25 protein-coding genes and 2 tRNA genes are annotated in these 22,908 nt (G+C 62.5%); 9 read left to right on the top strand and 18 right to left on the bottom strand.

What is annotated here, in order from left to right:
* Positions 1-2 precede the first annotated feature (2 nt).
* A tRNA-Met gene (locus ACTJKT_RS29900) sits at positions 3-76 on the bottom strand.
* A gap of 207 nt (positions 77-283) precedes the next feature.
* Positions 284-360: transfer RNA gene (locus tag ACTJKT_RS29895), tRNA-Met, on the bottom strand.
* Between the two features lie 300 nt (positions 361-660).
* On the opposite strand from ACTJKT_RS29895, the gene dinB reads away from it, so the two are divergent.
* Entirely contained in the window at positions 661-1,725 is a 1,065-nt protein-coding gene (gene dinB, locus ACTJKT_RS29890; RefSeq protein WP_097302172.1) for a DNA polymerase IV, read from the top strand.
* 199 nt (positions 1,726-1,924) lie between these two features.
* Here dinB and ACTJKT_RS29885 read toward each other — a convergent pair whose 3' ends face one another.
* The 4 genes from ACTJKT_RS29885 to ACTJKT_RS29870 form a co-directional block, all read right to left on the bottom strand.
* A complete protein-coding gene (locus ACTJKT_RS29885) occupies positions 1,925-2,878 on the bottom strand; it encodes a hypothetical protein (protein WP_440790105.1) in 954 nt (317 codons plus the stop codon).
* A gap of 17 nt (positions 2,879-2,895) precedes the next feature.
* Positions 2,896-4,611, bottom strand: coding sequence for a proline--tRNA ligase (locus ACTJKT_RS29880; RefSeq protein WP_097302176.1), 1,716 nt, complete (start codon positions 4,609-4,611; stop codon positions 2,896-2,898).
* Positions 4,612-4,740: 129 nt separating this feature from the next.
* A complete protein-coding gene (locus ACTJKT_RS29875) occupies positions 4,741-6,318 on the bottom strand; it encodes an AmpG family muropeptide MFS transporter (RefSeq protein ID WP_097302178.1) in 1,578 nt (525 codons plus the stop codon).
* Positions 6,319-6,362: 44 nt separating this feature from the next.
* Positions 6,363-6,716, bottom strand: a complete 354-nt coding sequence (locus tag ACTJKT_RS29870; RefSeq protein ID WP_440790103.1) for an MGMT family protein — start codon at positions 6,714-6,716, stop codon at positions 6,363-6,365.
* Between the two features lie 165 nt (positions 6,717-6,881).
* On the opposite strand from ACTJKT_RS29870, the gene ACTJKT_RS29865 reads away from it, so the two are divergent.
* Entirely contained in the window at positions 6,882-7,889 is a 1,008-nt protein-coding gene (locus ACTJKT_RS29865) for a DUF481 domain-containing protein (protein WP_025806710.1), read from the top strand.
* Positions 7,890-8,012: 123 nt separating this feature from the next.
* Here the strand turns inward: ACTJKT_RS29865 and ACTJKT_RS29860 are convergent, their stop codons facing one another.
* Positions 8,013-8,222, bottom strand: a complete 210-nt coding sequence (locus tag ACTJKT_RS29860) for a cold-shock protein (protein WP_002554837.1) — start codon at positions 8,220-8,222, stop codon at positions 8,013-8,015.
* Between the two features lie 352 nt (positions 8,223-8,574).
* On the opposite strand from ACTJKT_RS29860, the gene dcd reads away from it, so the two are divergent.
* Positions 8,575-9,141, top strand: coding sequence for a dCTP deaminase (gene dcd, locus ACTJKT_RS29855; RefSeq protein ID WP_025806712.1), 567 nt, complete (start codon positions 8,575-8,577; stop codon positions 9,139-9,141).
* Positions 9,142-9,247: 106 nt separating this feature from the next.
* On the top strand, positions 9,248-9,454 hold the full coding sequence (locus ACTJKT_RS29850) for a hypothetical protein (protein ID WP_025806713.1): 207 nt from the start codon (positions 9,248-9,250) through the stop codon (positions 9,452-9,454).
* Positions 9,455-9,539: 85 nt separating this feature from the next.
* Here ACTJKT_RS29850 and ACTJKT_RS29845 read toward each other — a convergent pair whose 3' ends face one another.
* The 7 genes from ACTJKT_RS29845 to ACTJKT_RS29815 form a co-directional block, all read right to left on the bottom strand.
* On the bottom strand, positions 9,540-10,304 hold the full coding sequence (locus ACTJKT_RS29845; RefSeq protein ID WP_440790100.1) for an ABC transporter ATP-binding protein: 765 nt from the start codon (positions 10,302-10,304) through the stop codon (positions 9,540-9,542).
* 13 nt (positions 10,305-10,317) lie between these two features.
* Positions 10,318-11,436 carry a succinylglutamate desuccinylase/aspartoacylase family protein gene (locus ACTJKT_RS29840; RefSeq protein WP_440790098.1) on the bottom strand — a complete coding sequence of 373 codons (1,119 nt, stop codon included), beginning with the start codon at positions 11,434-11,436 and terminating at the stop codon, positions 10,318-10,320.
* Positions 11,437-11,456: 20 nt separating this feature from the next.
* Positions 11,457-12,167 (bottom strand): ABC transporter permease, encoded by a 711-nt coding sequence (locus tag ACTJKT_RS29835; RefSeq protein WP_440790096.1) that lies wholly within the window; start codon positions 12,165-12,167, stop codon positions 11,457-11,459.
* Entirely contained in the window at positions 12,164-12,892 is a 729-nt protein-coding gene (locus ACTJKT_RS29830; RefSeq protein WP_025806717.1) for an ABC transporter permease, read from the bottom strand. The genes ACTJKT_RS29835 and ACTJKT_RS29830 overlap by 4 nt, the downstream gene beginning before the upstream one ends.
* 56 nt (positions 12,893-12,948) lie before the next feature.
* Complete coding sequence (locus ACTJKT_RS29825; protein ID WP_007923900.1) at positions 12,949-13,731, bottom strand: transporter substrate-binding domain-containing protein; 783 nt, start codon at positions 13,729-13,731, stop codon at positions 12,949-12,951.
* 319 nt (positions 13,732-14,050) lie between these two features.
* Positions 14,051-16,474, bottom strand: coding sequence for a penicillin acylase family protein (locus ACTJKT_RS29820; RefSeq protein WP_440790093.1), 2,424 nt, complete (start codon positions 16,472-16,474; stop codon positions 14,051-14,053).
* 186 nt (positions 16,475-16,660) lie between these two features.
* Positions 16,661-17,305 carry a glutathione binding-like protein gene (locus ACTJKT_RS29815; protein ID WP_009047359.1) on the bottom strand — a complete coding sequence of 215 codons (645 nt, stop codon included), beginning with the start codon at positions 17,303-17,305 and terminating at the stop codon, positions 16,661-16,663.
* 147 nt (positions 17,306-17,452) lie between these two features.
* Here ACTJKT_RS29815 and ACTJKT_RS29810 point away from each other — a divergent pair, with 147 nt between their 5' ends.
* Positions 17,453-18,013 carry a cysteine hydrolase family protein gene (locus ACTJKT_RS29810; protein WP_440790091.1) on the top strand — a complete coding sequence of 187 codons (561 nt, stop codon included), beginning with the start codon at positions 17,453-17,455 and terminating at the stop codon, positions 18,011-18,013.
* A 130-nt stretch (positions 18,014-18,143) separates the two neighbouring features.
* Here ACTJKT_RS29810 and ACTJKT_RS29805 read toward each other — a convergent pair whose 3' ends face one another.
* The 4 genes from ACTJKT_RS29805 to ACTJKT_RS29790 form a co-directional block, all read right to left on the bottom strand.
* Entirely contained in the window at positions 18,144-18,359 is a 216-nt protein-coding gene (locus ACTJKT_RS29805; protein ID WP_440790089.1) for an SEC-C metal-binding domain-containing protein, read from the bottom strand.
* On the bottom strand, positions 18,356-18,850 hold the full coding sequence (locus ACTJKT_RS29800) for an LEA type 2 family protein (RefSeq protein WP_440790087.1): 495 nt from the start codon (positions 18,848-18,850) through the stop codon (positions 18,356-18,358). The genes ACTJKT_RS29805 and ACTJKT_RS29800 overlap by 4 nt, the downstream gene beginning before the upstream one ends.
* A 72-nt stretch (positions 18,851-18,922) precedes the next feature.
* Positions 18,923-19,399, bottom strand: coding sequence for a YchJ family protein (locus ACTJKT_RS29795; RefSeq protein ID WP_440790085.1), 477 nt, complete (start codon positions 19,397-19,399; stop codon positions 18,923-18,925).
* A gap of 4 nt (positions 19,400-19,403) precedes the next feature.
* Positions 19,404-19,901 (bottom strand): DUF6231 family protein, encoded by a 498-nt coding sequence (locus tag ACTJKT_RS29790; RefSeq protein ID WP_440790083.1) that lies wholly within the window; start codon positions 19,899-19,901, stop codon positions 19,404-19,406.
* A 195-nt stretch (positions 19,902-20,096) separates the two neighbouring features.
* Between ACTJKT_RS29790 and ACTJKT_RS29785 the strand changes: the two genes are divergently transcribed.
* From ACTJKT_RS29785 to ACTJKT_RS29770, 4 genes are all read left to right on the top strand, one after another.
* Positions 20,097-20,789 carry an OmpA family protein gene (locus ACTJKT_RS29785; RefSeq protein ID WP_440790081.1) on the top strand — a complete coding sequence of 231 codons (693 nt, stop codon included), beginning with the start codon at positions 20,097-20,099 and terminating at the stop codon, positions 20,787-20,789.
* A 102-nt stretch (positions 20,790-20,891) separates the two neighbouring features.
* The gene (locus ACTJKT_RS29780) at positions 20,892-21,611 is read left to right on the top strand and encodes an OmpA family protein (protein WP_440790108.1); all 720 of its coding nucleotides are present in this window, start codon (positions 20,892-20,894) and stop codon (positions 21,609-21,611) included.
* A gap of 138 nt (positions 21,612-21,749) precedes the next feature.
* Positions 21,750-22,028: a DUF1145 domain-containing protein gene (locus ACTJKT_RS29775; RefSeq protein WP_053277715.1), complete on the top strand. Its 279-nt coding sequence runs from the start codon at positions 21,750-21,752 to the stop codon at positions 22,026-22,028.
* Positions 22,021-22,779: a collagen-like protein gene (locus tag ACTJKT_RS29770; RefSeq protein ID WP_440790079.1), complete on the top strand. Its 759-nt coding sequence runs from the start codon at positions 22,021-22,023 to the stop codon at positions 22,777-22,779. Before ACTJKT_RS29775 ends, ACTJKT_RS29770 begins: the two co-directional genes overlap by 8 nt.
* Positions 22,780-22,908 lie beyond the last annotated feature (129 nt).

The following is a 22,908-nucleotide window of genomic DNA, read 5'->3' as shown; positions in this document are numbered from 1 at the left end:
GGTTGCGGGAGCCGGATTTGAACCGACGACCTTCGGGTTATGAGCCCGACGAGCTACCAGGCTGCTCCATCCCGCGTCTGTGTGGCGGCATTCTACAGACGAACGCCGGACTGTCAACCGTTAATGGCCCATTGAGTCAAATAAGTGTTGAGTGACTCGTAAAGCGGGTTAAGTCCCGGTGCTGCAAAGGGTTTTGTTTTTTGCGCGACGCCCGCGCAAGGTGTGGCGACAAAACGCACGCGCACAAAAAAGGCCACTCTTTCGAGTAGCCTTTTTTGATGTTTGGTTGCGGGAGCCGGATTTGAACCGACGACCTTCGGGTTATGAGCCCGACGAGCTACCAGGCTGCTCCATCCCGCGTCTGATGTGGCGGCATTCTACAGAGAATCGCCGGGCTGTCAACCGATCAGTCGAAAAAAACTGTTTTCGTTCAATCGCTTAGCTTGAACGAACGGCCCTTGAATCGGCCTTGAGGGCATGCTGCGCAAGGCTTTCAGCTCTATTGAGGGGCCTTGGCCGATTGAGAAAATAAATTCATCGTCCGATTTTTCTGGCGGCTGGCAGGAGAAATCAAACTACTGGTGCTATATACAGTTCTCGGTGAGATACTGTCGCCCTGTTTTGTGATTGACCTCTTGCTTCCATGAACTCTGCCTTTATATGACGCAGCGCAAAATCATCCACATCGACTGCGATTGCTTCTATGCCGCCATCGAAATGCGCGACGACCCGCAATTGGCTGGCAGGCCGATGGCGGTGGGTGGCTCGGCGGAGCGACGCGGGGTGATCGCCACTTGCAACTACGAAGCCCGCGCCTTTGGTGTGCGTTCGGCCATGTCCTCGCGGCATGCGCTGACGCTGTGCCCCGATCTGCTGATCGTCAAGCCGCGCATGGAGGCCTATCGGGAAGCGTCGAAAGAGATTCATACGATCTTTCGCGACTACACCGACCTGATCGAGCCCTTGTCCCTGGATGAGGCCTATCTGGATGTTTCCGACAGCCCCAATTTCGCTGGCAGCGCCACCCGCATCGCCCAGGACATTCGCCGCCGGGTCTCCAATCAGTTGCATATCACTGTGTCGGCCGGGGTGGCGCCGAACAAGTTCCTGGCCAAGATCGCCAGCGACTGGAAAAAGCCCAACGGCCTGTTCGTGATCACCCCGGACCAGGTCGAGGACTTCGTTTCGGCCTTGCCGGTGAACAAGCTGCATGGGGTGGGCAAGGTCACGGCCGACAAGCTGGGGCGCCTGGGCATCGTCAACTGCGAGGCGTTGCGCGAGTGGAGCAAGCTGGCGCTGGTGCGCGAATTCGGCAGTTTTGGCGAACGCCTGTGGAACCTGGCCCGGGGTATCGATGAGCGGCCGGTGCAGAACGACAGCCGCCGGCAGTCCATCAGCGTGGAAAACACCTACGATGTCGATCTGCCCGATCTGCAGAGTTGCCTGGATAAGCTCCCGGAACTGATGCAGACCCTGGCCGGGCGGATCGAACGAATCGACAGCAGCTACCGTCCGGGCAAGCCCTTCGTCAAAGTGAAGTTTCACGATTTCACCCAGACCACGCTCGAACAGGCAGGGGCGGGAAGGGATCTGGAGAGTTACCGGCAGCTTTTGACCCAGGCATTCAAGCGCGGGGACAGGCCGGTGCGGCTATTGGGGATTGGTGTGCGCCTGCAGGATATGCGTGGCGGGCATGAGCAGCTGGAGCTGTTCAACCCTTCCTGAACGCGCCCAAACACCCCGTAGCCGCTGCCGAGCTTGCGAGGCTGCGATCGAGGTGGGCGGCATTCCGACGCAGTCCTCGCCAACCCTGCGCATGCGGTATGAATGACGTAACGCGTGGCCTGATTTACGGCCGTTGGCCGATCGCAGCCTCGCGGGTTCGGCAGCGGCTACAGGCGGGCCAGCCTGTAGCCGCGCCAAATCAATGGGCGCCAGGATCGGCGACCAGGCGGCCGGCGTTCTTGGTCAGCGACTTGAGAAATTCGCTTTGCAGCTCCGGATCGTTGCGGGTCAGCTCGATCAGGCTCTGTTCCAGTTCGCTGGCTTCTTCTTCCAGACCCAGTTCGGAGAGACGCTTGACCCGGTGCACCCACTGGCTCACTTCGTCGTCTTCGAGGTCGTCGAAGATCAGGTTGTGGGCTTCCAGCAGCTTGCCGCGCAGGGTGTTGCTGATGGCCAGCGACGAGTCGGAATGCACGTCGTCCTGGGCATCCGCGACGCTGATCTGCAGCTTGCCGATGTGGTTCAGGTCCTGCTCGGAAAACGGGCTGTCCAACAGGTTCAGGCGCAGTATGCCGTTGCGGTCGGTGCTCAGCTCATGGGTTTCCTTGCCGGCCTTGACCTGCACCGGGCGTTCGCTCCAGGGCAGGCTCGAATACTCCACGCGCTTGTCGCGCTGGACTTCATCGATCCCTGCCAGGTTCTGCTGCGCCCGGCCATGGGACTGCACGTTCATGAAGGGGTTGAGCCCGGCCACGCCGTAGCTGATCCAGTCCTTGGTGACGCTGTCCGGCAGGTTGCCCAGGGCAAACACATTGACCACGTTGGCGCCGATACCGGCGACCACGGCTACCGCGCCCAGCGGGATCTCGTAGAGCTCCCGCCAGGGTTGATAGGGCGTGTAGCGATCGTAGCGACGCGTGACTTCGAACTCGGTGACTTCGAAGGTCTTCTGCTCGTGGATGCGTACCCGGCGTTGCGGCAGCTCAAGCACCTTAGGCTCACCGACATCGATCTGCAGGCTGTGATCGAGCAATTTGCGCTCGACACGTTCCTCGTGCTCGCTGCGTTGCGACATCTGGTTGGCACAGCCGCTGACGAGCAGGGCGCCGCACAAGGCGGCGCCACCGAGGCTTAAGGTGTTTCGCTTGAACATGACTTCTCTATCTGGTTTCAGCGACGGATACGGGCTTGGAGGAAGGACAGCACGTCAGCCACTGGCAGCGCTTGCGCCTCGGCTTCGGTACGGCTCTTGTATTCCAGGTTGCCTTCGGCGAGGCCGCGGTCGCTGACCACGATCCGGTGTGGAATGCCGATCAGCTCCATGTCCGCGAACTTGATGCCCGGGCTGGTCTTCTTGTCGCGGTCGTCCAGCAGCACTTCGAAGCCGGCGGCGGTGAGTTCCGCGTACAGCTTGTCGGTGGCTTCGCGAACCTGCTCGGTTTCATAGCGCAGCGGTACCAGGGCGATCTGGAACGGGGCCAGGGTGTCGCTCCAGATGATGCCGTTCTCGTCGTTGTTCTGCTCGATGGCCGCAGCCACCACGCGGGACACGCCGATGCCGTAGCAGCCCATTTCCAGGGTGACCGGCTTGCCGTTCTCGCCCAGCACTTCGCACTTCATCGCCTTGCTGTACTTGTTGCCCAGCTGGAAGATGTGCCCGACTTCGATGCCGCGCTTGATTTCCAGGGTGCCCTTGCCGTCCGGGCTCGGGTCGCCGGAGACGACGTTGCGCAGGTCGGCCACGGTAGGGACCGGCATGTCGCGTTCCCAGTTGAAGCCGAAATAGTGTTTGTCGTCGACGTTCGCGCCGATACCGAAGTCGCTCATCATGGCCACCGAGCGGTCGACGATGATTGGCAGCGGCAGGTTCAGCGGGCCCAGGGAGCCAGCGCCGGCGCCGATGGCGTCACGCAGCTCGGCTTCCGAAGCCATGACCAGCGGGCTGGCGACGCCAGGCTGGTTGGCGGCCTTGATTTCGTTCAGCTCGTGGTCGCCACGGATGATCAGGGCGATCAGCTTGCCGGCTTCCTCGGCGTGTACCACCAGGGTCTTGACGGTCTTTTCGATCGGCAGGTTGTAGCCTTCCACCAGCTGCGCGATGGTTTTCGCGTCAGGGGTGTCGACCAGGCGCAGTTCTTCGCTCGGCGCCGGACGCGAGGTTTCCCGTGGCACGGCTTCGGCTTTCTCGATGTTCGCCGCGTAGTCGGAGCCGTTGCTGAAAACGATGTCGTCTTCGCCGGACTCGGCCAGTACGTGGAATTCGTGGGAGCCGGCGCCGCCGATGGAGCCGTTGTCCGCTTCGACCGGACGGAATTTCAGGCCCAGGCGGGTGAACACGTTGCAGTAGGCCTGGTGCATGCGGTCATAGGTGACCTGCAGCGATGCCTGGTCGGCGTGGAAGGAGTAGGCGTCCTTCATGATGAACTCGCGACCGCGCATCAGACCGAAGCGTGGACGGATTTCATCGCGGAATTTGGTCTGGATCTGGTACAGGTTGATGGGCAGCTGCTTGTAGCTGCTCAGCTCGTTGCGGGCCAGATCGGTGATCACTTCTTCGTGGGTCGGGCCGGCGCAGAAATCGCGACCGTGGCGATCCTTGAAGCGCAGCAGTTCAGGGCCGTACTCCTCCCAGCGACCGGATTCCTGCCACAGTTCAGCCGGCTGGGTGCTCGGCATCAACACTTCAAGCGAGCCGGCGGCGTTCATTTCTTCACGAACGATGGCTTCGACCTTGCGCATCACCCGCAGGCCCATCGGGAGCCAGGTGTACAGGCCCGAGGCCAGTTTGCGGATCATGCCGGCGCGCAGCATCAGCTGATGGCTGATCACGACCGCATCGGAAGGCGTTTCTTTCTGTGTGGCGAGCAAAAATTGACTGGTGCGCATGGTAGGCCGTTGTCGGTTGCTGAAGACTAGAAGTGACGAAGCATTGTACGGGCGAGAACCCTTGGCGTACAGGATTGCGGCCGGGGGAAGTCGGGGCGCCGGATGAGTGCCGGTGTGCCCCGGGCTTTCCTAGGGTTCTTCACTGACCGCAGTAGTGGGTGGAGTGGCCGGCGGTGTGGTTTCGGGCGTTTCCGGCGGTTCGGCGCGGCGGCTTTCCTGGAACCAGTGCAGGGCGATCAGGATCAGGGTCGGCACACCGAGCAGGGCGGTGATCAGGAAGAAGTCGTGATAGCCGAACTTCTCCACCATGACCCCCGAATAACCGCCGATCAGGCGCGGCAACAGCAGCATGATCGAGCTGAGCAGGGCGTACTGGGTCGCCGAGAACTTCAGGTTGGTCAGGCTCGACAGGTAGGCGACGAAGGCCGAGGTGGCCAGCCCCGAGCTGAAGTTGTCCAGGGAAATGGTCACCACCAGCATCTGCAGGTTGGGGCCCATGTCGGCCAGCATCAGGAACAGCAGGTTGGTCGCGGCCGAGGCGGCGCCGCCGATGAACAGGATCGGCAGGATGCCGAAGCGCACGATCAGCAGACCGCCCATGCCGGCGCCGACCAGGGTCATGATCAGACCGAAAATCTTGCTGACGCTGGCGATCTGGTCCTTGGTGAAGCCCTGGTCGATGTAGAACACGTTGGCCATCACGCCCATCACCGTGTCCGACATCCGGTAGGTGGCGATCAGGCCCAGCAGCAGCAGGGCTTGCCAGCGGTAGCGCAGGATGAAGTCGTTGACCGGCGTCAGCACCGGGGCCAGGCCGCGGCGGCCCATGGCCGACAGGCACAGCGCGGTCAGGATGATGTAGAGAATGGCGCGCAGGAACGCCCGGTCTTCCAGCAACAGGTCCAGCAGGCTGGCGCCCTCGAACAGCACGCTGGCGAAGTCGGTGTTGTACAGCTGGGTGAACATCGCCGGCACGGACACCAGCAGCACGATCAGCACGAATACTGATACCAGCTGGTGCAAGAAGCTGTAGCGCCCGGCCGACAGCTGGGTGCGCAGAGGCACCGGCGGTTCGCGCATGAACAGGGTGGTCAGCAGGGCCGGGATCATCAGCACGCCGAACAGCACGTAGGTGCCAGTCCAGGCCGAGTGTTTGTAGCTGAAACCGGTGGAGCCGAAACCTTCGGCAAAGAACAGGGCGCCAGCGGTGGCCAGCAGGGCGGCGACGCGGTAGCCGGACATATAGGCGGCGGCCAGGGCGGCCTGGCGGCTGTCTTCGGCGATTTCCAGGCGGTAGGCGTCCACCGCGATGTCCTGGGTGGCAGAGGCGAAGGCGACGATAACGGCAATGGCGATCAGCCAGGACAGGTGCTTTTGCGGATCGCAGAACCCCATGCCGATCAGCCCGAGCAGCACCAGCGATTGCGACAGGACCAGCCAGGAGCGGCGGCGCCCGAGTTTGCCCAGCAGGGGCAGGCGCCATTGGTCGAGCAAGGGCGACCAGACCCATTTGAAGGCGTAGGCCAGGCCGATCAGGCTGGCGTAGCCAATGGTCTCGCGGGCCACACCGGCTTCGCGCAACCAGACTGAAAGTGTCGAAAACACCAGCATGTAGGGCAGGCCGGCGGCGAAACCAAGCAGCAACAGCACGAGCGTCGAGGGGCTGGCATAGGCGGCGAGCGCGGCGCGCCAGGTTTTACGGGGCATGGGCTGGAGTCTGCCTCAAGAATTACGGAAACAAAGCGCGCACTCTAACCGCTGTGCTCTACCGGGCGCCAGCCATGGCGCTGAATATCCACACGATTGTTCAGGATCGAGACACCTTCCATACGCAGTCGTGCACGCTGTTCGTCGCCCGATGCGCTGCCCACGGGCAGGCTGATACGCCCGCCCGCGCCCAGTACGCGGTGCCAGGGCAGGCTGGTGTCGGTGGGCAGCTGGCTGAGGGTCCGCCCAACCCAGCGCGCGGCGCGACCCAGGCCCGCCATTTCCGCCAGTTGCCCATAGCTGACCACCTTGCCTTCCGGGACTTGGGCCAGGGTCAGGTAGAGCGCCGTGCGTCGGATTTCGGCGGGGCTTTGGGCGGTGTCGAGCGGTTCGATCACGTTTGGGGGTTCCTGATGCAGGCCTGTAAACCGTCTGTAGGACAAAGGGTTTATTAACCGTTGAGGATTGAACTCACTATAGATAGTCGAGTCAGTCCCTACCTGAGGTTTTATTCATGTGGATAATGCCGGTTTTTTTCGCAAACTCGAGCCTTGTATCTGTTTATGTTGTCCAGAGCCCTGCTGTGCCTTGCCGTTTTCAGTGCCTCCACGCCTTTGCTCGCCGATACCGTCTGGTTGAAGAACGGTGACCGTCTGAGCGGCAAGATCAAAGTCTTCGATGGCGGCAAATTACTGATCCAGACCGAGTATGCCGGGGCCATCCCGATCGACTGGAAGCAGGTCAAGACGCTGGAGAGCGACCAGGAACTGCTGGTCAAGCAGGATGCCTACACCGGCGAAAAGGCCAAGTCCCTGCAGGCGGCGGAAGATGGCAAGGTCACCCTGGCCAACGGCGAGGCGCCGAAGACCGTCGAGCTGGCGAGCATCCAGCAGATCATGAAGCCCAAGCCGGTGGTCGAGGATCTGGTGTGGAAGGGCAACGTCGACATGGCGCTGGATTATCAGCGGGCGGAAAAGGACACCGACGACTACGACATCGACTTCAAGACCTCGGCGCGCCACGGCAAATGGCGACACACGGCGGAAGGCGAGTACAACCGCGAATTCCAGAACGATGTCGTCACCACCGACAACTGGCGCGCCGAATACGCACTGGACCGCTTCCTCACCGATAAGTGGTTCTGGCAGGGGCGGCTGAACTACAAGCGTGACAAGGTCGAGGAACTGGCACGCCAGCGCGTGGTGGGTACCGGTCCGGGTTACCAGTTCTGGGATAACGAACTGGGTGCGTTCTCCCTGGGTTCGCTGCTCAACCGCACCGACTACGAGTACAAGGACGGCGGCAAGGACAACTTCTATTCCCTGGCGATGAAGTGGGACTACAACCGCTACCTGATTGGCAAGCGGGTCGAGCTGTTTACCAACGGCGAGGTAGGCAGGCCGCTGTCCAATATTGCCGATTACGCCCTGGATGCCGAGATCGGCCTGCGCTACAAGGTCACGGAATGGGCGTCGCTCAACCTCAAGGCCGAACGGGACATCATCAGCGGCACCAAGGACAGCGATCTCAACAAGACCCGTTATACCGCGGGGTTTGGCGTGGCTTGGTAAGCGCTGTCGGCGGCGGAGCAAGGCTCGTGCATCAGCCTGTTTCGCCGGCCGGTTACCGACAAAACATCCGGGCACAAAAAAGCCCCGCTTTGAGGGCGGGGCTTTTTACTGTTTCAGTACAAGTTAGATAACTTGAACTTCTTCAGCTTGCATGCCTTTCTGACCGCGGGTAGCGATGAAAGAAACCTGTTGGCCTTCTTTCAGGCTTTTGAAGCCGTCGGATTGGATAGCTTTGAAGTGTACGAACAGGTCGTCACCGGATTGTGGAGTGATGAAGCCGAAGCCTTTTTCATCGTTGAACCACTTAACGGTACCGGTTTGGCGATTAGACATGGTGTATCTCCTTGGACAAAGTTAACTGCGACTCAGGAAAAGCCCTGGCCGAGACTGAGTGCAAAGAGCAGGAAAAATTCTTGGAGATGGTTGGATCGAAATTCAACATCGTGTAGAGATTCTCAGTGACACAAGCAGCACAGTGGCGCCACCTTAACCCTTTTTCCGGAAGCTGCCAATGTTCTTTGCGAAGGATTCGCGCTTTTAGTGACTGGCGGTGCCGTACATACCCTCCAGCCCGCAAGTATTGCGGCTTTCAGCGAGAAAAGCGGCCCAGACTTTGAACCCGCAGGCGCACCCCGGTAAGATGCCGGACAGAATTTTTCCACCTCGCTATTTCAGGACACCCGCCATGAGCATCAAATCGGACAAGTGGATTCGCCGCATGGCGCAAGAACACGGCATGATCGAACCTTTCGTGGAGCGCCAGGTGCGTGGCGAAGGCTCGGATCGGCTGATTTCCTTCGGTGTCTCGAGCTACGGCTACGATGTGCGTTGCGCCGATGAGTTCAAGGTGTTCACCAACATCAATTCGGCCACCGTCGATCCGAAAAACTTCGACGCCGGCAGCTTCGTCGACATCAAGAGCGACGTGTGCATCATTCCACCGAACTCCTTCGCCCTGGCCCGCACCGTCGAGTACTTCCGTATTCCGCGCAACGTGCTGACCATCTGCCTGGGCAAAAGCACCTACGCCCGTTGCGGCATCATCGTCAACGTCACTCCCCTCGAGCCTGAGTGGGAAGGCCATGTGACCCTGGAATTCTCCAACACCACCACCTTGCCGGCGAAGATCTACGCCAACGAAGGCGTGGCGCAGATGCTGTTCCTGGAGTCCGACGAAGAGTGCGAAGTGTCCTACAAGGACCGCGGCGGCAAATACCAGGGCCAGCGTGGCGTGACCTTGCCGCGTACCTGAGTTCGTCGTCTGACGAATAGCGGGAATTCCTCAGCGGGCAGATACTCTAATCAGAGGACTGCCCCGGTTTGCGCACAGCGGATCGTGCATCGCTCAGGAGTGCCCCATGAAGATCGATCCGCTTATAAGCGCCACACTTGCCAGACTTGAGCCCAATCAGGTCGGCGTCCTGGCCTGGTCATTGCTGGCGCACCCCAGCGCGGCAGGTGGCATTCCCGGTCAGCCCGACCCGGACACCCCGCAACCCTCCGAGCCGAGCGAACCTGGCGAGCCGACCTTGCCGGACGAGCCTCCTCCCGCTCCTGTCGCCTGATTGACGCCACCCCATAAAAAAGGCCAGCCCGCCCGGTTCCATCGAGGTCCCGGCGGGCTGGCCTTCGTCTATAGAGGTACCTGGCCTACTTCAGGTTACCGCTGAGGAACTGCTTCAGGCGCTCGCTCTTGGGATTGCCCAGCACCTCTTCCGGCGCGCCTTCCTCTTCCACCAGGCCCTTGTGCAGGAACAGCACCTGGCTCGACACCTTGCGGGCGAAACTCATTTCATGGGTGACCATGATCATGGTCCGGCCTTCCTCGGCCAGGCCCTGGATCACCTTGAGCACTTCGCCCACCAGCTCCGGGTCGAGGGCCGAGGTGGGTTCGTCGAACAGCATCACTTCCGGCTCCATCGCCAGGGCCCGGGCAATCGCCACCCGCTGTTGCTGGCCGCCAGAGAGAAAGGCCGGGTACTGGTCGGCCACCCGGGGGAGCAGGCCGACCTTGTCCAGGTAACGCCGGGCGCGCTCCTCGGCTTCCTTCTTGCTGATGCCCAGCACCCGGCGCGGGGCCATGGTGATGTTCTCCAGCACCGTCATGTGGCTCCACAGGTTGAAGTGCTGGAACACCATGGCCAGTCGGGTGCGAATCCGTTGCAGCTCGTCGGCGTCGGCCACGTGCATGCCGTGGCGGTCCTTGACCATGCGGATCTGCTGGCCGTCCAGGCTCATGGCGCCATCGTCCGGGGTTTCCAGGAAGTTGATGCAGCGCAGAAAGGTGCTTTTGCCCGAGCCGCTGGCGCCGATCAGGCTGATGACGTCGCCGGTCTTCGCCTTGAGCGAAACACCTTTGAGCACTTCATTGTCGCCATAGCATTTATGCAGGCCTTCAATGGTCAGTTTGTACATGGGGCATGCATCCTCAAGGCGAAAGTAGGTAGCCGCTGCGATAGGCTTCGCGGCCGGCGACGTGGGCGATCACCATGCCGGCCGTGGCCATGCGGCGCAGCGAGCGGGCGTAGAGCAGGCCGGCGCAGCTGCAATGAATGGGGGTGACGCGATCGTTGATCGGGTCGATGACTTCGGCCACCTGTTGCCCGGCTTCCAGGTATTCCCCCGGCAGGGCGGTGAACACCAGCAGGCCGCCCACGGGGGTGGCCACAGGTTCCACGCCGGCCAGCGGCGTGGCCGGGTAGGGCAGCTCGGGCATGGGCGGCGCCTCGCCGGCGATGGCGCCGAAATGAGTCAGGTAATCCAGTATGGCCTGGCAATCCAGGCTGGCCAGGCCGTGGTTGACGTCGCCCTGGCCGCGCAGCTCGACGGTGACCGAGAAGCTGCCCTGGGGAATGGCGAACCGCTCGCCGAAACGCTGCTGCAATTGCCACCAGAGCAGGGTGAAGCATTCATCGAACGACTGCCCGCCGGAATCGGTGGCCAGCAGGCTGGCTTCCGAGCCGATATAGCGGGCCAAGGGCTCGACCTGCGGCCAGGCCTCGGGCGTGGTGTACAGGTGGGCCACGGCTTCGAAATCGCAGTGCAGGTCCAGCACCATGTCCGCGTCGCAGGCCAGGCGTTGCAGGGCCAGGCGGAGGGACTGCAACTGGGTGCCGGCGGTCTGCCGCGCCAGGGCATCGCGCAGGCTGGCGCGGATGATTTCGCGGTTGTGCCGTGGGTCGTCGCCCAGTTGGCCTTCGATATCGTTGCCGACCTCTTCGCCGAGGTCGAGGAACCAGCGATTGAAGTTCTGTCCGCTTTCCAGCTCGTAGCGGCCCAGCGGCACGTCCATCAACACCTGTTCCAGGCCAACCGGGTTGGCCACCGGCACCAGGACGATTTCGCTGCGCAGGCGGCCCTGGGCCTCCAGTTCCGCCAGGCGTGCCTTGAGGTGCCAGGCCACGAGCATGCCCGGCAGTTCATCGGCGTGCAGCGACGATTGGATGTAGATCTTGCCTTCGGCCCGCTCGGGGCCGAAGTGAAAGCTGTGGATCTGGCGCGAGGTCCCCGGCAGCGGGGCGAGCAGATCATGGGTCAGATGGCGCATGGGTGATGATTTGCCTTGTTCTAGTGGGTCGGCCCGAGGAAGGCCAGCCAGCGGCGTTCGGCGAGGCGGAACAGGCCGACCAGGGCGAAGGTCACGGTGAGGTAGATCAGCGCGGCGATGCCAAAGGACTCGAAGGTCATGAAGGTCGCCGAGTTGGCGTCGCGGGCGACTTTCAGCACATCCGGGATGGTCGCGGTGAAGGCCACGGTGGTCGAGTGCAGCATCAGGATCACTTCGTTGCTGTAGTAGGGCAACGAGCGGCGCAGGGCCGCGGGCATGATCACATAGGCGTACAGTTTCCAGCCGCTGAGGCCGTAGGCCTTGGCCGCCTCGACCTCGCCGTGGGCCATGCTGCGGATCGCCCCGGCGAAAATCTCCGTGGTGTAGGCGCAGGTGTTCAGGGCGAAGGCGAGGATGGTGCAGTTCATCGCGTCGCGAAAGAACGCATCGAGCATGGGCTGGGCGCGGATCGCGGCGATGCTGTAGATCCCGGTGTAGCAGATCAGCAGTTGGATATAGAGCGGCGTGCCGCGAAACAGGTAGGTATAGAACTCCACCGGCCAGCGTATGTAGAGCTTGGGCGAGACCCGGGCGATGGACAGCGGGATCGACACCAGGAAACCGATGAAGATCGAGGCGCTGAGCAGCCACATCGTCATCGCCAGGCCGGTGACGTTGTAGCCGTCGCTGTAGAGGAAGGGTTTCCAGTATTCCTGCAGGAGTTCGATCATCGCACCGCCTCCCGCGAGCCCGCGGCATAACGGCGTTCGAGCCAGCGCAGGACGATGTTGGAGGCGCTGGTGATGACCAGGTAGATCAAGGCTGCCAGCACCAGGAAGTAGAACAGCTGATAGGTGCTCTTGCCGGCATCCTGGGCCGCCTTGACCAGGTCGGCCAGGCCGATGATAGACACCAGCGCGGTGGCCTTGAGCATCACCATCCAGTTATTGCCGATACCCGGCAGGGCAAAACGCATCATCTGCGGAAATACCACGAAGCGAAAACGCTGGCCGCGCTTGAGGCCGTAGGCGGTGGCGGCTTCGATCTGCCCGCGCGGCACGGCGAGGATGGCGCCACGGAAGGTTTCGGTGAAGTACGCCCCGTAAATGAAGCCCAGGGTGATGACCCCGGCGCTGAATGGGTCGATCTCGATGTATTCCCATTCCATGAAGTTGGTGAAGGTGGTCAGCCAGGTTTGCAGGCTGTAGAAAATCAGCAGCATCAGCACCAGGTCCGGAACCCCCCGGATCAGCGTGGTGTAGAGCTGGGCCGGCAGGCGCAGCAGGCCCAGCCGGGAGAGTTTGGCGCTGGCGCCGATCAGGCCGAGCAGGACACTGAGTAACAGCGACAATACCGAGAGTTTGATGGTCATCCAGGTGCCTTCCAGCAACAACGGACCGAACCCCTTGAGGCTGAAGGCGGAAAGCCCAAGGGTTTGCAGAAGTTCTTCGAACATAAATCAGAGACCTGTGGCGATAAAAAAGGCGCCCATCGAGGATGGGCGCCAGGACCTTATTTACCGCTGTAGAGATTCAGATCGCCAAAGTGCTTTTTCTGAATGGTGGCGTAGGTGCCATCGTCGTGTAACGCTTTGATACCTTTATCCAGAAGGGCCTTGAGCTCTTTGTTACCTTTGGAGATACCGATAGCTGTCTTGGCGGGCAGCAGCGGGCTGTCCACCGGTTTGCTCACCTCGTAATCGGCGCCCTGTGGCGACTTCAGGAAGCCCAGTTCGGCTTGCAGCATGTCCTGGATCGACGCATCGAGACGCCCGGAAATCAGGTCGGCATACACCTGGTCCTGGTTCTGGTAGGCCTGGGTTTTCACCCCGGCCTTGTCCAGCACGGCCTTGGCGTAGGCTTCCTGAATGGTGCCCTGCTCGTAGCCGACGGTCTTGCCCTTGAGCGAGGCGGTGTCTTCGGTCAGGCCGGAACCTTTCTTGAACACGAAGGAAGTCGGGCCGGAGAACAGTTCGTTGGAGAAATCGATGACTTTCTCACGGGCCGGAGTGACGGTCATGGACGAGATCACACCGTCGAATTTATTGGCTTTGAGGCCCGGGATCATGCCGTCGAAGTCGCTTTCGACCCATTTGCACTTGACCTTCAGTTCGGCACAGATGGCATTGCCCAGATCGATGTCGAAGCCGACCAGGCTGCCATCGGCGGCCTTGGATTCAAAAGGTGCGTAGGACGGGTCAACGCCGAAGCGCAGTTCCTTGTATTCCTTGGCCAGCGCGGAACCGGCGGCCATGCAGAGAGCCAGTGCAGAAAGGGTCAGCAATGCTTTTTTCATTATTAAATCCCTAAAAACCAATATGAGCGCTTGGGGCGCATTAGTACTGTTACTGCAACGCGTCAGACTTAATGAAAGTAGCAATTTCCGAACCAGAGTCCCGAACAAGTGTTTTAAAAGGTGGGGCGAGAGCCTGCCGGGCGTCGGCCGCGCCCCAAAAAAGAGCGTGCGGGAAGCCTTGCATCAATAGGGCGCGAGGGAGATTTCAAGCAGGAAGGGGCGCGGCTGCCGGGAGTGTGGCAAGGCCGGATCAGCGAGGGGGGTGAAGCGCTACAGGGCTCAAGCCCGCCCCTTGTGGAGAGGGGCGGGCTGGCCGGTGTTACTTGCCTGGCACCAGGGTCAGGCGGCTCTTGCCGTAGAGGCGGTCGAAGTTCTGCGTTTGCAGCGGCAGGTTCAGGTACTGGCCCTTGAGCCAGGCATCGATGCCGTTCAGGTAGTTCGGGCTGGCCGGATTGCCGGATTGGCCGCTGCTGTTGATGACGCTCAGCGGTTCGCTCTGGCTGAAGTCGACGATCAGGCGCAGCGCCGGAGCCTCGGTCACATTGAAGTCCTGGCCCCAGCGGTACGGCGAACTGTTCAGGGTGCTGTGATCGCCACCGGCCTGCAGCGGCCCGCGAACGACCTGGCCATTGGTGTTCTTCCAGTTGTAGCTATGCAGCTTGCCCCACTGCCAGGCCTTGCGGTCGCCACCCAGCTGGCTTTCACCGGCGCTGATGGCGGCGGCCAGGCTGCGGGCGAGGATCGCCGGCTTGTCTTCTTTCTGCGGGGTGCGGCTGTCATCCCAGAACGGGCTGTCTTCCTGGCCCAGCAGGTGGTCGGCCTGGGCCGAGTAGGACAGCGCGCCGTTGGCCACCAGGGCTTTCCAGGCCGGGCTGGATTCCGAGCCCAGTTTGTCGAGGAAGATCTGCCGGGCGCTTTCCTGCAGGAACAGCTCATAGATCGCCGCATCGGCCGACACCGGGCTGAGTTTGCCGTCGAATGCCATCAGGCGGCTGTAGGCCTCGCGGGCCTTGCTGCGCTCCGCGTCGGGCAGGGCGTCTATGGCCTTCTTCAGGGGCTGCGCCATGCCGGGGGCTTCGAACATCTTCTTCAGCTTGGCGGCGAAGGTGGTGGTCTGGTCGTACTGCATGGCGATCATGCTGCGGCCGTCGTGCTTGCCGCTGCCGGCCAGTTCGGCCAGGCGCTCGCCGCGCTCGGGGTAGTACCAGGAGTTGGACAGCTGCATGCCGTAACCGTGGGGGATGATCCGCTGGTTGGCGGTGCCCAGCCAGCCCTGGGCCGGGTCCTGGTCATAGGGGTGGAGCATCGGGTCGGCATAACCGTCCCAATCGTAACGGCCTTCCCAGCCCGGCGACGGCAGCAGGCCCTCGCCTTCACGGCGGTTGGGGAAGCGGCCAGTGACCTGCCAGCCGATATTGCTGGCATCGGCGAACAGCATGTTCAGGCCGATGGCGCGGATCTCGCGGCTGGCGTCGGAAGCTCGTTCCACGTTCTGCGCCCGCGACAGGTCGAAAAACGCGTCCAGGCTCTTGTCGTCCTTGAGGTCCGGTTGCTGCAGGGCCAGGCCGTAGCCGCTGCTCAGGTTGCTGGCGCTGTTGAGCAGGGCGCCGTGACGGGTTTCATAGACCGCCTCGCGAATCGGCCGCTGGCCTTTGACGAAGTAGGTTTCGTTGCGCACCACGGCCGGCAGCCATTTGCCGTTGGCTTCGTAGTACAGCGCATTGCCCTGGCGCTTGAGTTTCTCCAGGAACAGGTCCTGGTTGTCGCCGGCGACCGAGGTCATGCTCCAGGCCACCTTGCCGTTGAAGCCCTGGACGATCATCGGCAGGCCGGCGATCGAAGCGCCCGCGGCCTGGTACTTGGGCGCGCGGATCTGCACCAGGTTCCACGCCGGCGAGTGGCTGTTGGCGGCCAACAGGCTTCTGCCGCCGCGGCTGCGCTGGGGAGCGATGGCCCAGTTGCTGGCGCCGGCGACGCTCAGCGGGTTGAGTTCGCCGAGCTTGCCGGCGGCGGCGCTGATTTCGCTCAGGCCCGGGATATTCAGGTTGAGCCCCTTGAGCTTGTCGCTCTCGGCCAGCGGCAGCGCTTCATCCGGATAGCTTGGGGTCAGCCAGGCGAGCTTGTCGGCGCCGACTTTCTGCGCCAGCACCAGGGCGTTGATTTCTTCCGGCAGGTTGGCCGACTGGCTGAAGTTCAGCAGGCAGAAGATCAGCGCCGAATCTTCCGGTTTCCAGTATTCGGGCTTGTAGCCGGTGGCGGCCAGGTCCGGCGGCAGCTTGTCGCGGTAGCGGAACAGGTAGGCGTTGACCCCGCGGGCGTAGACCTCGAAGAAGCGCTTGATCCGCGGGGACGAGGCTTTATACAGCTCGCCGGCACTGTTCTTCAGGTTGACCGCGCGCATGTAGCGGTCGACGTCCAGCACATCGGCACCGGACATCTCGGCCAGCCGGCCCTGGGCCAGCAGGCGCAGGGTCACCATCTGGTTGATCCGGTCGCTGGCGTGCACGTAACCCAGGGCGAACAGCGCATCGTGGAAGGTGCTGCTTTCGATCAGCGGCATGCCCATGGCATTGCGCCGCACCGAAACGTTCTGGGCCAGGCCCTTGAGCGGTTGCACGCCGGACGTCGGCGGCAGGCTGTCCTGGGTGTTCCATGACTGGCAACCGGCCAGGCTGAGAACGCCGGCCACTGCCGCGGCAACGCCGAACCGGGGAAGAAAATGTGAGAGGGCTGGCGAGGCCATGGCAAAGCTCCTGCGGGGGGGGTAGCGTCGATAAAGGCGCTACGTTAGTGAGCAGGCGAGTGCCGCGCAAGCGGGGGCTGAGAGTATTTCTGCGTTGCTGGAAAAATAGCCCGCGCCGGCCGTTCGGTGGCTGCCCGAAACAGAGCAGCCACCGCTGTTTGCCGGCCGGCTATGGACTATCGGGCCTCAGGATTTGGGTGGGTTGATCCGTGCGGCGATGGCGTAGGCGCGCGCGGTCGCCGGGCGATCGAGGATGCGATTGAACCAGCGATGCAGGTTGGGGAAGTCTTCCAGGTTCTGGCTTTGCCACTTGTGGGAGACAATCCACGGATAGATCGCCATGTCGGCGATGCTGTATTCGCTGCCGGCGACGAAATCCCGGTCGGCCAGGCGTCGGTCCAGCACCCCGTACAACCGCGCGGTTTCATCGACGTAGCGTTTGATCGCGTAAGGGATCTTCTCCGGGGCGAACTGGCTGAAATGGTGGTTCTGCCCGGCCATCGGTCCCAGGCCGCCCATCTGCCAGAACAGCCACTGCAGGGCTTCCTGGCGGCCACGCAGGTCCTTGGGCAGGAACTGCCCGGTCTTTTCCGCCAGGTACAGCAGAATGGCCCCGGACTCGAACAGCGACAGCGGCGCGCCGCCGTCGGCCGGCTGATGGTCGACGATGGCGGGGATCCGGTTGTTCGGCGCGATCTTCAGGAACTCGGGCTTGAACTGCTCGCCCTGGCCAATGTTGACCGGGTGCACGCTGTAGGGCAGGCCGGTTTCCTCGAGGAACAGGGAAATCTTGTGGCCGTTGGGGGTGGTCCAGTAATACAGGTCGATCATGGAACTCTCCAGGTAAACGAAGGACATTCTGGTACGGATAGCCAACAGCGGTATTCGGTCGTCCGGTCTACGTTCGACGGCTTGCCTGTCTGGAGAGGTGATGTTGAAGTGCGTGGAATTCAATGACCCGACGTGAGAAAAGTCAGCATGGAGCTTCAGGCAAATGCAGCGTTGATCCTGATCGATCAGCAACAGGGCATCCTGCATCCCAGGCTTGGGCGGCGTAACAACCCCCAGGCCGAGGAGCGCATCGCCGAGTTGCTGGCTTACTGGCGCCAGACGGCGCGGCCGCTGATCCATGTGCAGCACCTGTCCCGCAGCGAGCAGTCGGTGTTCTGGCCGGGGCAGTCGGGGGTGGAGTTTCAGCAGCGGTTCATGCCGCAGGGCGCTGAGGCTGTGATCCAGAAGCAGGTGCCGGATGCATTCTGCGCCACGACCCTGGAGGCCGATTTACGCAAGGCCGGGATCGGCCAGTTGGTAATCGTCGGCGTGGCGACGAACAACTCGGTGGAATCGACGGCGCGGACTGCCGGCAATCTGGGGTTCGATACCTGGGTAGTGGAAGACGCCTGCTACACCTTCGACAAGGCCGACTTTTTCGGCCGGGCCCACAGCGCCGAGGAGGTGCATGCCATGTCGCTGGGCAACCTGCATGGCGAGTATGCGACGGTGATCGATTCGAGACAGATCCTGCAACGCGATCTGTAGGAGCAAGGGGGGCGCCCAGCTCTTGCTCGCGATGAAATCAGCTCGATTACATTGATGCACCGAGTCGTCCGTATCGCGAGCAAGCTTCGCTCCTACATACAGGGCGAGACAAAGGCCGGGCGTTACGGCATCAGGCGCCGTGGCACTTCTTGAATTTCTTGCTGCTGCCGCATGGGCAAGGGTCGTTGCGGCCGACATCTTTCAAAGCGTTGCGCACCGGCTCCTGGTGAGCGTGGTTGCAATGCGGACCGTGAACATGGCCGTGGTCGTGATCGTGGTGGTCATGATCGTGGTGGTCATGATCGTGGTTGCAGTCAGGGCCATGGACATGGGGTTGCTGGGTCATCGAGGTTGCTCCGGAATAAAATCGGCGGGAATTATCTCGCCTTTGCGCGTCAGGTGCACGTCATGGCCGATGAATAATCCGGTTTCCAGCAAACCTTCCAGACGATAGGGGATCGGTTGCTGCGGTTCCTTCAGCCATTTCACCACCTGGCGTATCTGCGGCCACAGGTTGGTGCGCACGGGCACCTGGAAGTAGGCACTGTGCTTGGGGCCGATGGTGAACCAGTGTTCATGTTCACCCTCCGCCAGCAACACGTCGCCAAGATGAACCCGGTATTCCAGGGCGCGGACAGTCAGGTCGGCATCGTTGGGGTTGTCGACCCGAAAGTGCAGGCGCAAGCGCTGCTCCAGCAAATTCGCCTTGATCACCTCGACCTTGACCAGGTGCACCTGCGGGTCGAGGGTGTCGTCGACGAACCACGAGGCGCAGCCCGAAAGCGCCAGCACCGTGAGCAGTCCGAGGGTCCGTAGTGCGCGCAGCTGAACGACCATGGCGTTACTCCGTTTGAGCTCCCAGTCTAGCAACCGCGGAGCGCACGCGAGGGCAGGCTCAGGGGCGGGTGTTCAGCTGGCGAAGTAGCTGGCGCAGCACTTCTTGAATTTCTGCCCGCTGGCGCAGGGGCAGGCGTCGTTGCGGCCGGCCTTGAGTTGCACGGTCGGGTCGATGAAATACCAGTGCCCGCTGTTCTGCACGAAGGATGAGCGTTCGCGATGGCTGTGTTCGCCCGTGCTGTCGTGCCAGCGTGCGGTGAAGGTGACGAAGGCGTGCTCCGGCTGGCCGCCGAAGACTTCCGAGCTTTCGACTTCCAGGCCCAGCCAGGTGCTTTGCGCGCTCCAGTCGCTGATGGACTGGCGGTCCAGGCCGCTCTGTTGCGCCGGCAGCGTGGTGGCCACCAGGTAATCCACCAGGCCCAGCACGTAGGCGCAGTAGCGCGAGCGCATCAGCGCCTCGGCGCAGGGCGCGGGGTGGCCGGCGTGGTAGTGGCCGCAGCAGGCGTCCAGCAGGTTGCCGCTGCCGCAGGGACAAATAGAGGTACTCATCGCATTACCACCAGTACTTTCCGAAGTTTTCCGGATTTGCCCAGAACCTGGAGTTGAGCCAGTCGGGCACTTGTTTGTATTCAAGCAGATCGTAGGTGAACAGGGTCAGGACCTGTTCGTCGCGCTGGAAACGTTCGCTGGCCTGCAGGGCCAGGGAGAAAAAGTCGGTCTCCTGCCAGCCGCAGGCATTCAGGTCGGCCAGTACCGCGATGCGGCTGGCGTTGAGGTTGCGGATGCCGCCGAGCAGGTTCAGGCCGTCGCGCTTGGGCAGATGCTCCAGGCAATCGACCGCCAGCGCCAGGTCGAAACGACGCGCCGCCAGCTCCGCCGGCAAGGGGCCGGGTGCGGCCTGGGCGATGGCGGTTTCGGGGTGCGCCTGGCGAAATGCTTCCAGGGCCGGAAACCCGCTGGCACCGATCAGCAGCAACTGTTGCGGGGCGTAGCGGTCGAGCAGGGCGGCCAGGGCCTGCTGGGGCGTGCGCGAAGAAATACCTGCGGTCATCGAAGTTCCTCAATCTTTGAGTGGCAAAGACTAGCCTGCCCGGACCCGCGGGCCTAGAGCCGTTTTGTCTGAAATGACAGCCGTTCCTGGGCAAAACCAGGGGCAAAGCCCACCGGCCTCATGCTGGCGGAGATTTAAAGCCAGGTCTTTACTCCCCCAATCGGTTCTAAGCCGATTCCCTCAGGAGATAACTAGATGAGCATAGTTCGGACAGCATTACCCTTGGTTCTGCTAACCAGTGTGTTGACTGGTTGCGCAGGTTTGCAGAAAACCGATTGGCCGACCTGCGCCGCTTACGGGGGCGTCGGCGGGGCCGCGTTGGGCGCAATCGAAAGCTCGTCCTGGGCGGGCTACGGCGCCTTGCTGGGTGCGGGTGTCGCCGCCGGTTATTGCTGGGTGCACGGTGATGGCGACGAAGACGGCGATGGCGTGCCGGACAGTCGCGACAAGTGCCCTGGCACGCCTAAAGGCGTGCAGGTGGACGCCAACGGTTGCCCGCCAGAGCCTGTAGCCGTGGTCGAGGAAGTGCTGGTGGTCAAGGAAGAGACCATTGTCATCCGTGACGTGCACTTCGAATTCGACTCGGCCAAATTGACGGCCGCCGACAAAACCAAGCTCGACACCATCGCCACACGCCTGAAACAGGAAGCCCCGAGTGCGCAACTGCGCGTAACCGGGCACACCGACAGCGTGGGCAGCGATGCCTACAACCAGCGCCTTTCGGAAAAACGCGCGCGCTCGGTGACCGAGTACCTGATCAGCGCGGGCGTACCTCGCAGCAGTTTCGTTTCGGTAGCCGGTGCCGGCGAGAGCCAACCGGTCGCGGATAACAAGACCGCCGACGGCCGGGCGATGAACCGTCGCACGGAAATCAAAATCAACCGCTGATTACCTGGCGTGATTGCCCGGCATGGGCGGCTTGTGCAGCCGCCCATGCGGGTCTTTACTCCTGTGTGACCGGTATGGGCCGGTGACACAGGAGCATTCATGATGAGTCTTCTCTCGCGAGCCGCCTTGCCGGTTCTACTGCTCGGCATCCTGCTCACAGGTTGTGCTACCCACAGCGACGGCACTGCCCCTCTCAACCAGCGTACGTGGCCAATCTGCAGCCTGCTCGGCGGCCTGGTGGGCGGCGGCCTTGGCGCTATTGAAAGTGGTGGTTGGGCTGCGGGTGGCGCGGCACTGGGCCTGGTGACCGGCGGCTTGATCTGCTACGCCCAGGATGGCGACAAGGACGATGACGGCGTGTTCGACCGCCGTGACCGTTGCCCGGACACCCCGGCCAATACCCCGGTCGACAACCGTGGCTGCCCGCTGCCGCAATACCCGGCCGCACCGGCAGTCGAGCCAGCGGCGCAATCCGAGGTGATCACCCTCAGCGATCAGGGCGATGTGCTGTTCGCCTTCAATTCGGCGGAGCTGACCCCGGAAGCTCAAAACCAGCTGCAAGGCTTGCTGGCCAAGCTCCAGGGCGCCGACGTGCAGAGCATCAATGTGGTCGGTCACACCGACAGCCAGGGGGCGGATGAGTACAACCAGAAGCTTTCCGAGCGTCGCGCCAGCAGTGTCGCCGCATTCCTCCTGAGCCAGGGCCTGGCGCCGGACAAACTGACCAGTCAGGGCAAGGGCGAGAGCGAGCCGGTCGCCGATAACGATACCGAAGAAGGACGGGCGCAGAACCGTCGGGTGGAGCTGCACGTTCAGCGTTGATCCTCGGCGTCGGGGCGGCGAAGGTCGTCGATCCGGCGGCTTGGCAGGGGGCGGCGGGAGAATTTTCGCCGCCCTCTGGCTTATCCCTCGCCGAAGTCGTTACTGTGCGCGCAAAGAAAAACTCGCAAAGGGGGGCATATGAAGGTGTTTTGGGGGCTGGGCAAGTTGTTGACGCTGCTGTTCTGGTTGCTGGTGCTGGTCAATCTGGTCAGCCCGCTGATCAATCCGATTCATCTGTTGATCAATCTGGCCGGCAGCCTGTTGCTGCTGACCCACCTGATGGAGCTGCTGCTGTTCAACGGCAGCCTCAAGGGCCGCGCCCACCCTTGGCGTGATCGCCTGCAGATTCTTCTGACTGGCATTTTCCACCTGCAGACCTTCAAGGCGGCGAAGCCTGTGGAGGTCGGCCATGCGTAAGCTCTGTCTGCTCGCGCTACTGTGCAGCCCGCTGGTCCAGGCCCAGGTGGTGACGGTCGAGACCAACTCCCTGATGCGCCTGCCCAACACCACCAGCAGCCTGCAACTGGAACGCCTGGAAGTGGCCGATTACGGCACCTTGCTGATTCCGTCCACAGTTACCGAGGTCAAGGTCGGCGAGTTGCGCCTGGGGCGTGAAGCGCGGATCGCTATCGTTCCCGCTGAACAAAGCCTGCTGCTGAACGTCGATCATGCCGACCTGGAGTCCGGCAGCCAGATCACTTCCCGCGGGGCTCCGGGGACTTATGAGAAGGCGGCCAAACCCGGGCGCAACCTGACTCTGCGCATCGCCTCGCTGCAGGCTGGGGAACTCTCGGTGGATGCACGCGGCGGCACCGGCGCGCCGGGTTATGTCGGCCTCGATGGTGCCAACGGCGAGGAGCCGGGTTGCACCTGGGGCCAGGCCGGGCGTGGCGCCGATGGCGACAACGGCGGTGACGGCCAGCCGGGCGCGGCGGGTGCCCAGGTACGGGTCGAGCTGCCGCGGGATTACCCGGCGGAGCAGATCAAGGTCTGGGTCGATGGTGGGGCCGGCGGTGTGGCCGGTGCGGGCGGCAAACCCGGGGCCGGCGGCAAGTCCAAGGGCTGCCTGGTCTATCGTGCCGACGGTGGCAAGAGCGGCCGTCCTGGCGCCGAAGGCCATCCAGGGCCGGCAGGCCCTGCGGGTTCGGTAACGGTACAGCGCCTGTAAACAGTCCTTAAATAGGCGGCGCTGATTCCAGCGCCATCGCGGGCAAGTCGGATCGCCGCCCGCTCGCTCCTACAGTCAACGCCGTCTGTAGGAGCGAGGCTTGCCCGCGATGCTTTTTACCGAGGTTCG

The organism is Pseudomonas sp. 22526, assembly GCF_052044735.1.
Lineage (GTDB): Bacteria > Pseudomonadota > Gammaproteobacteria > Pseudomonadales > Pseudomonadaceae > Aquipseudomonas > Aquipseudomonas piscium.
Note: the sequence above shows the minus strand (reverse complement) of the source record. Positions and strands in the feature narration are given on the sequence as shown.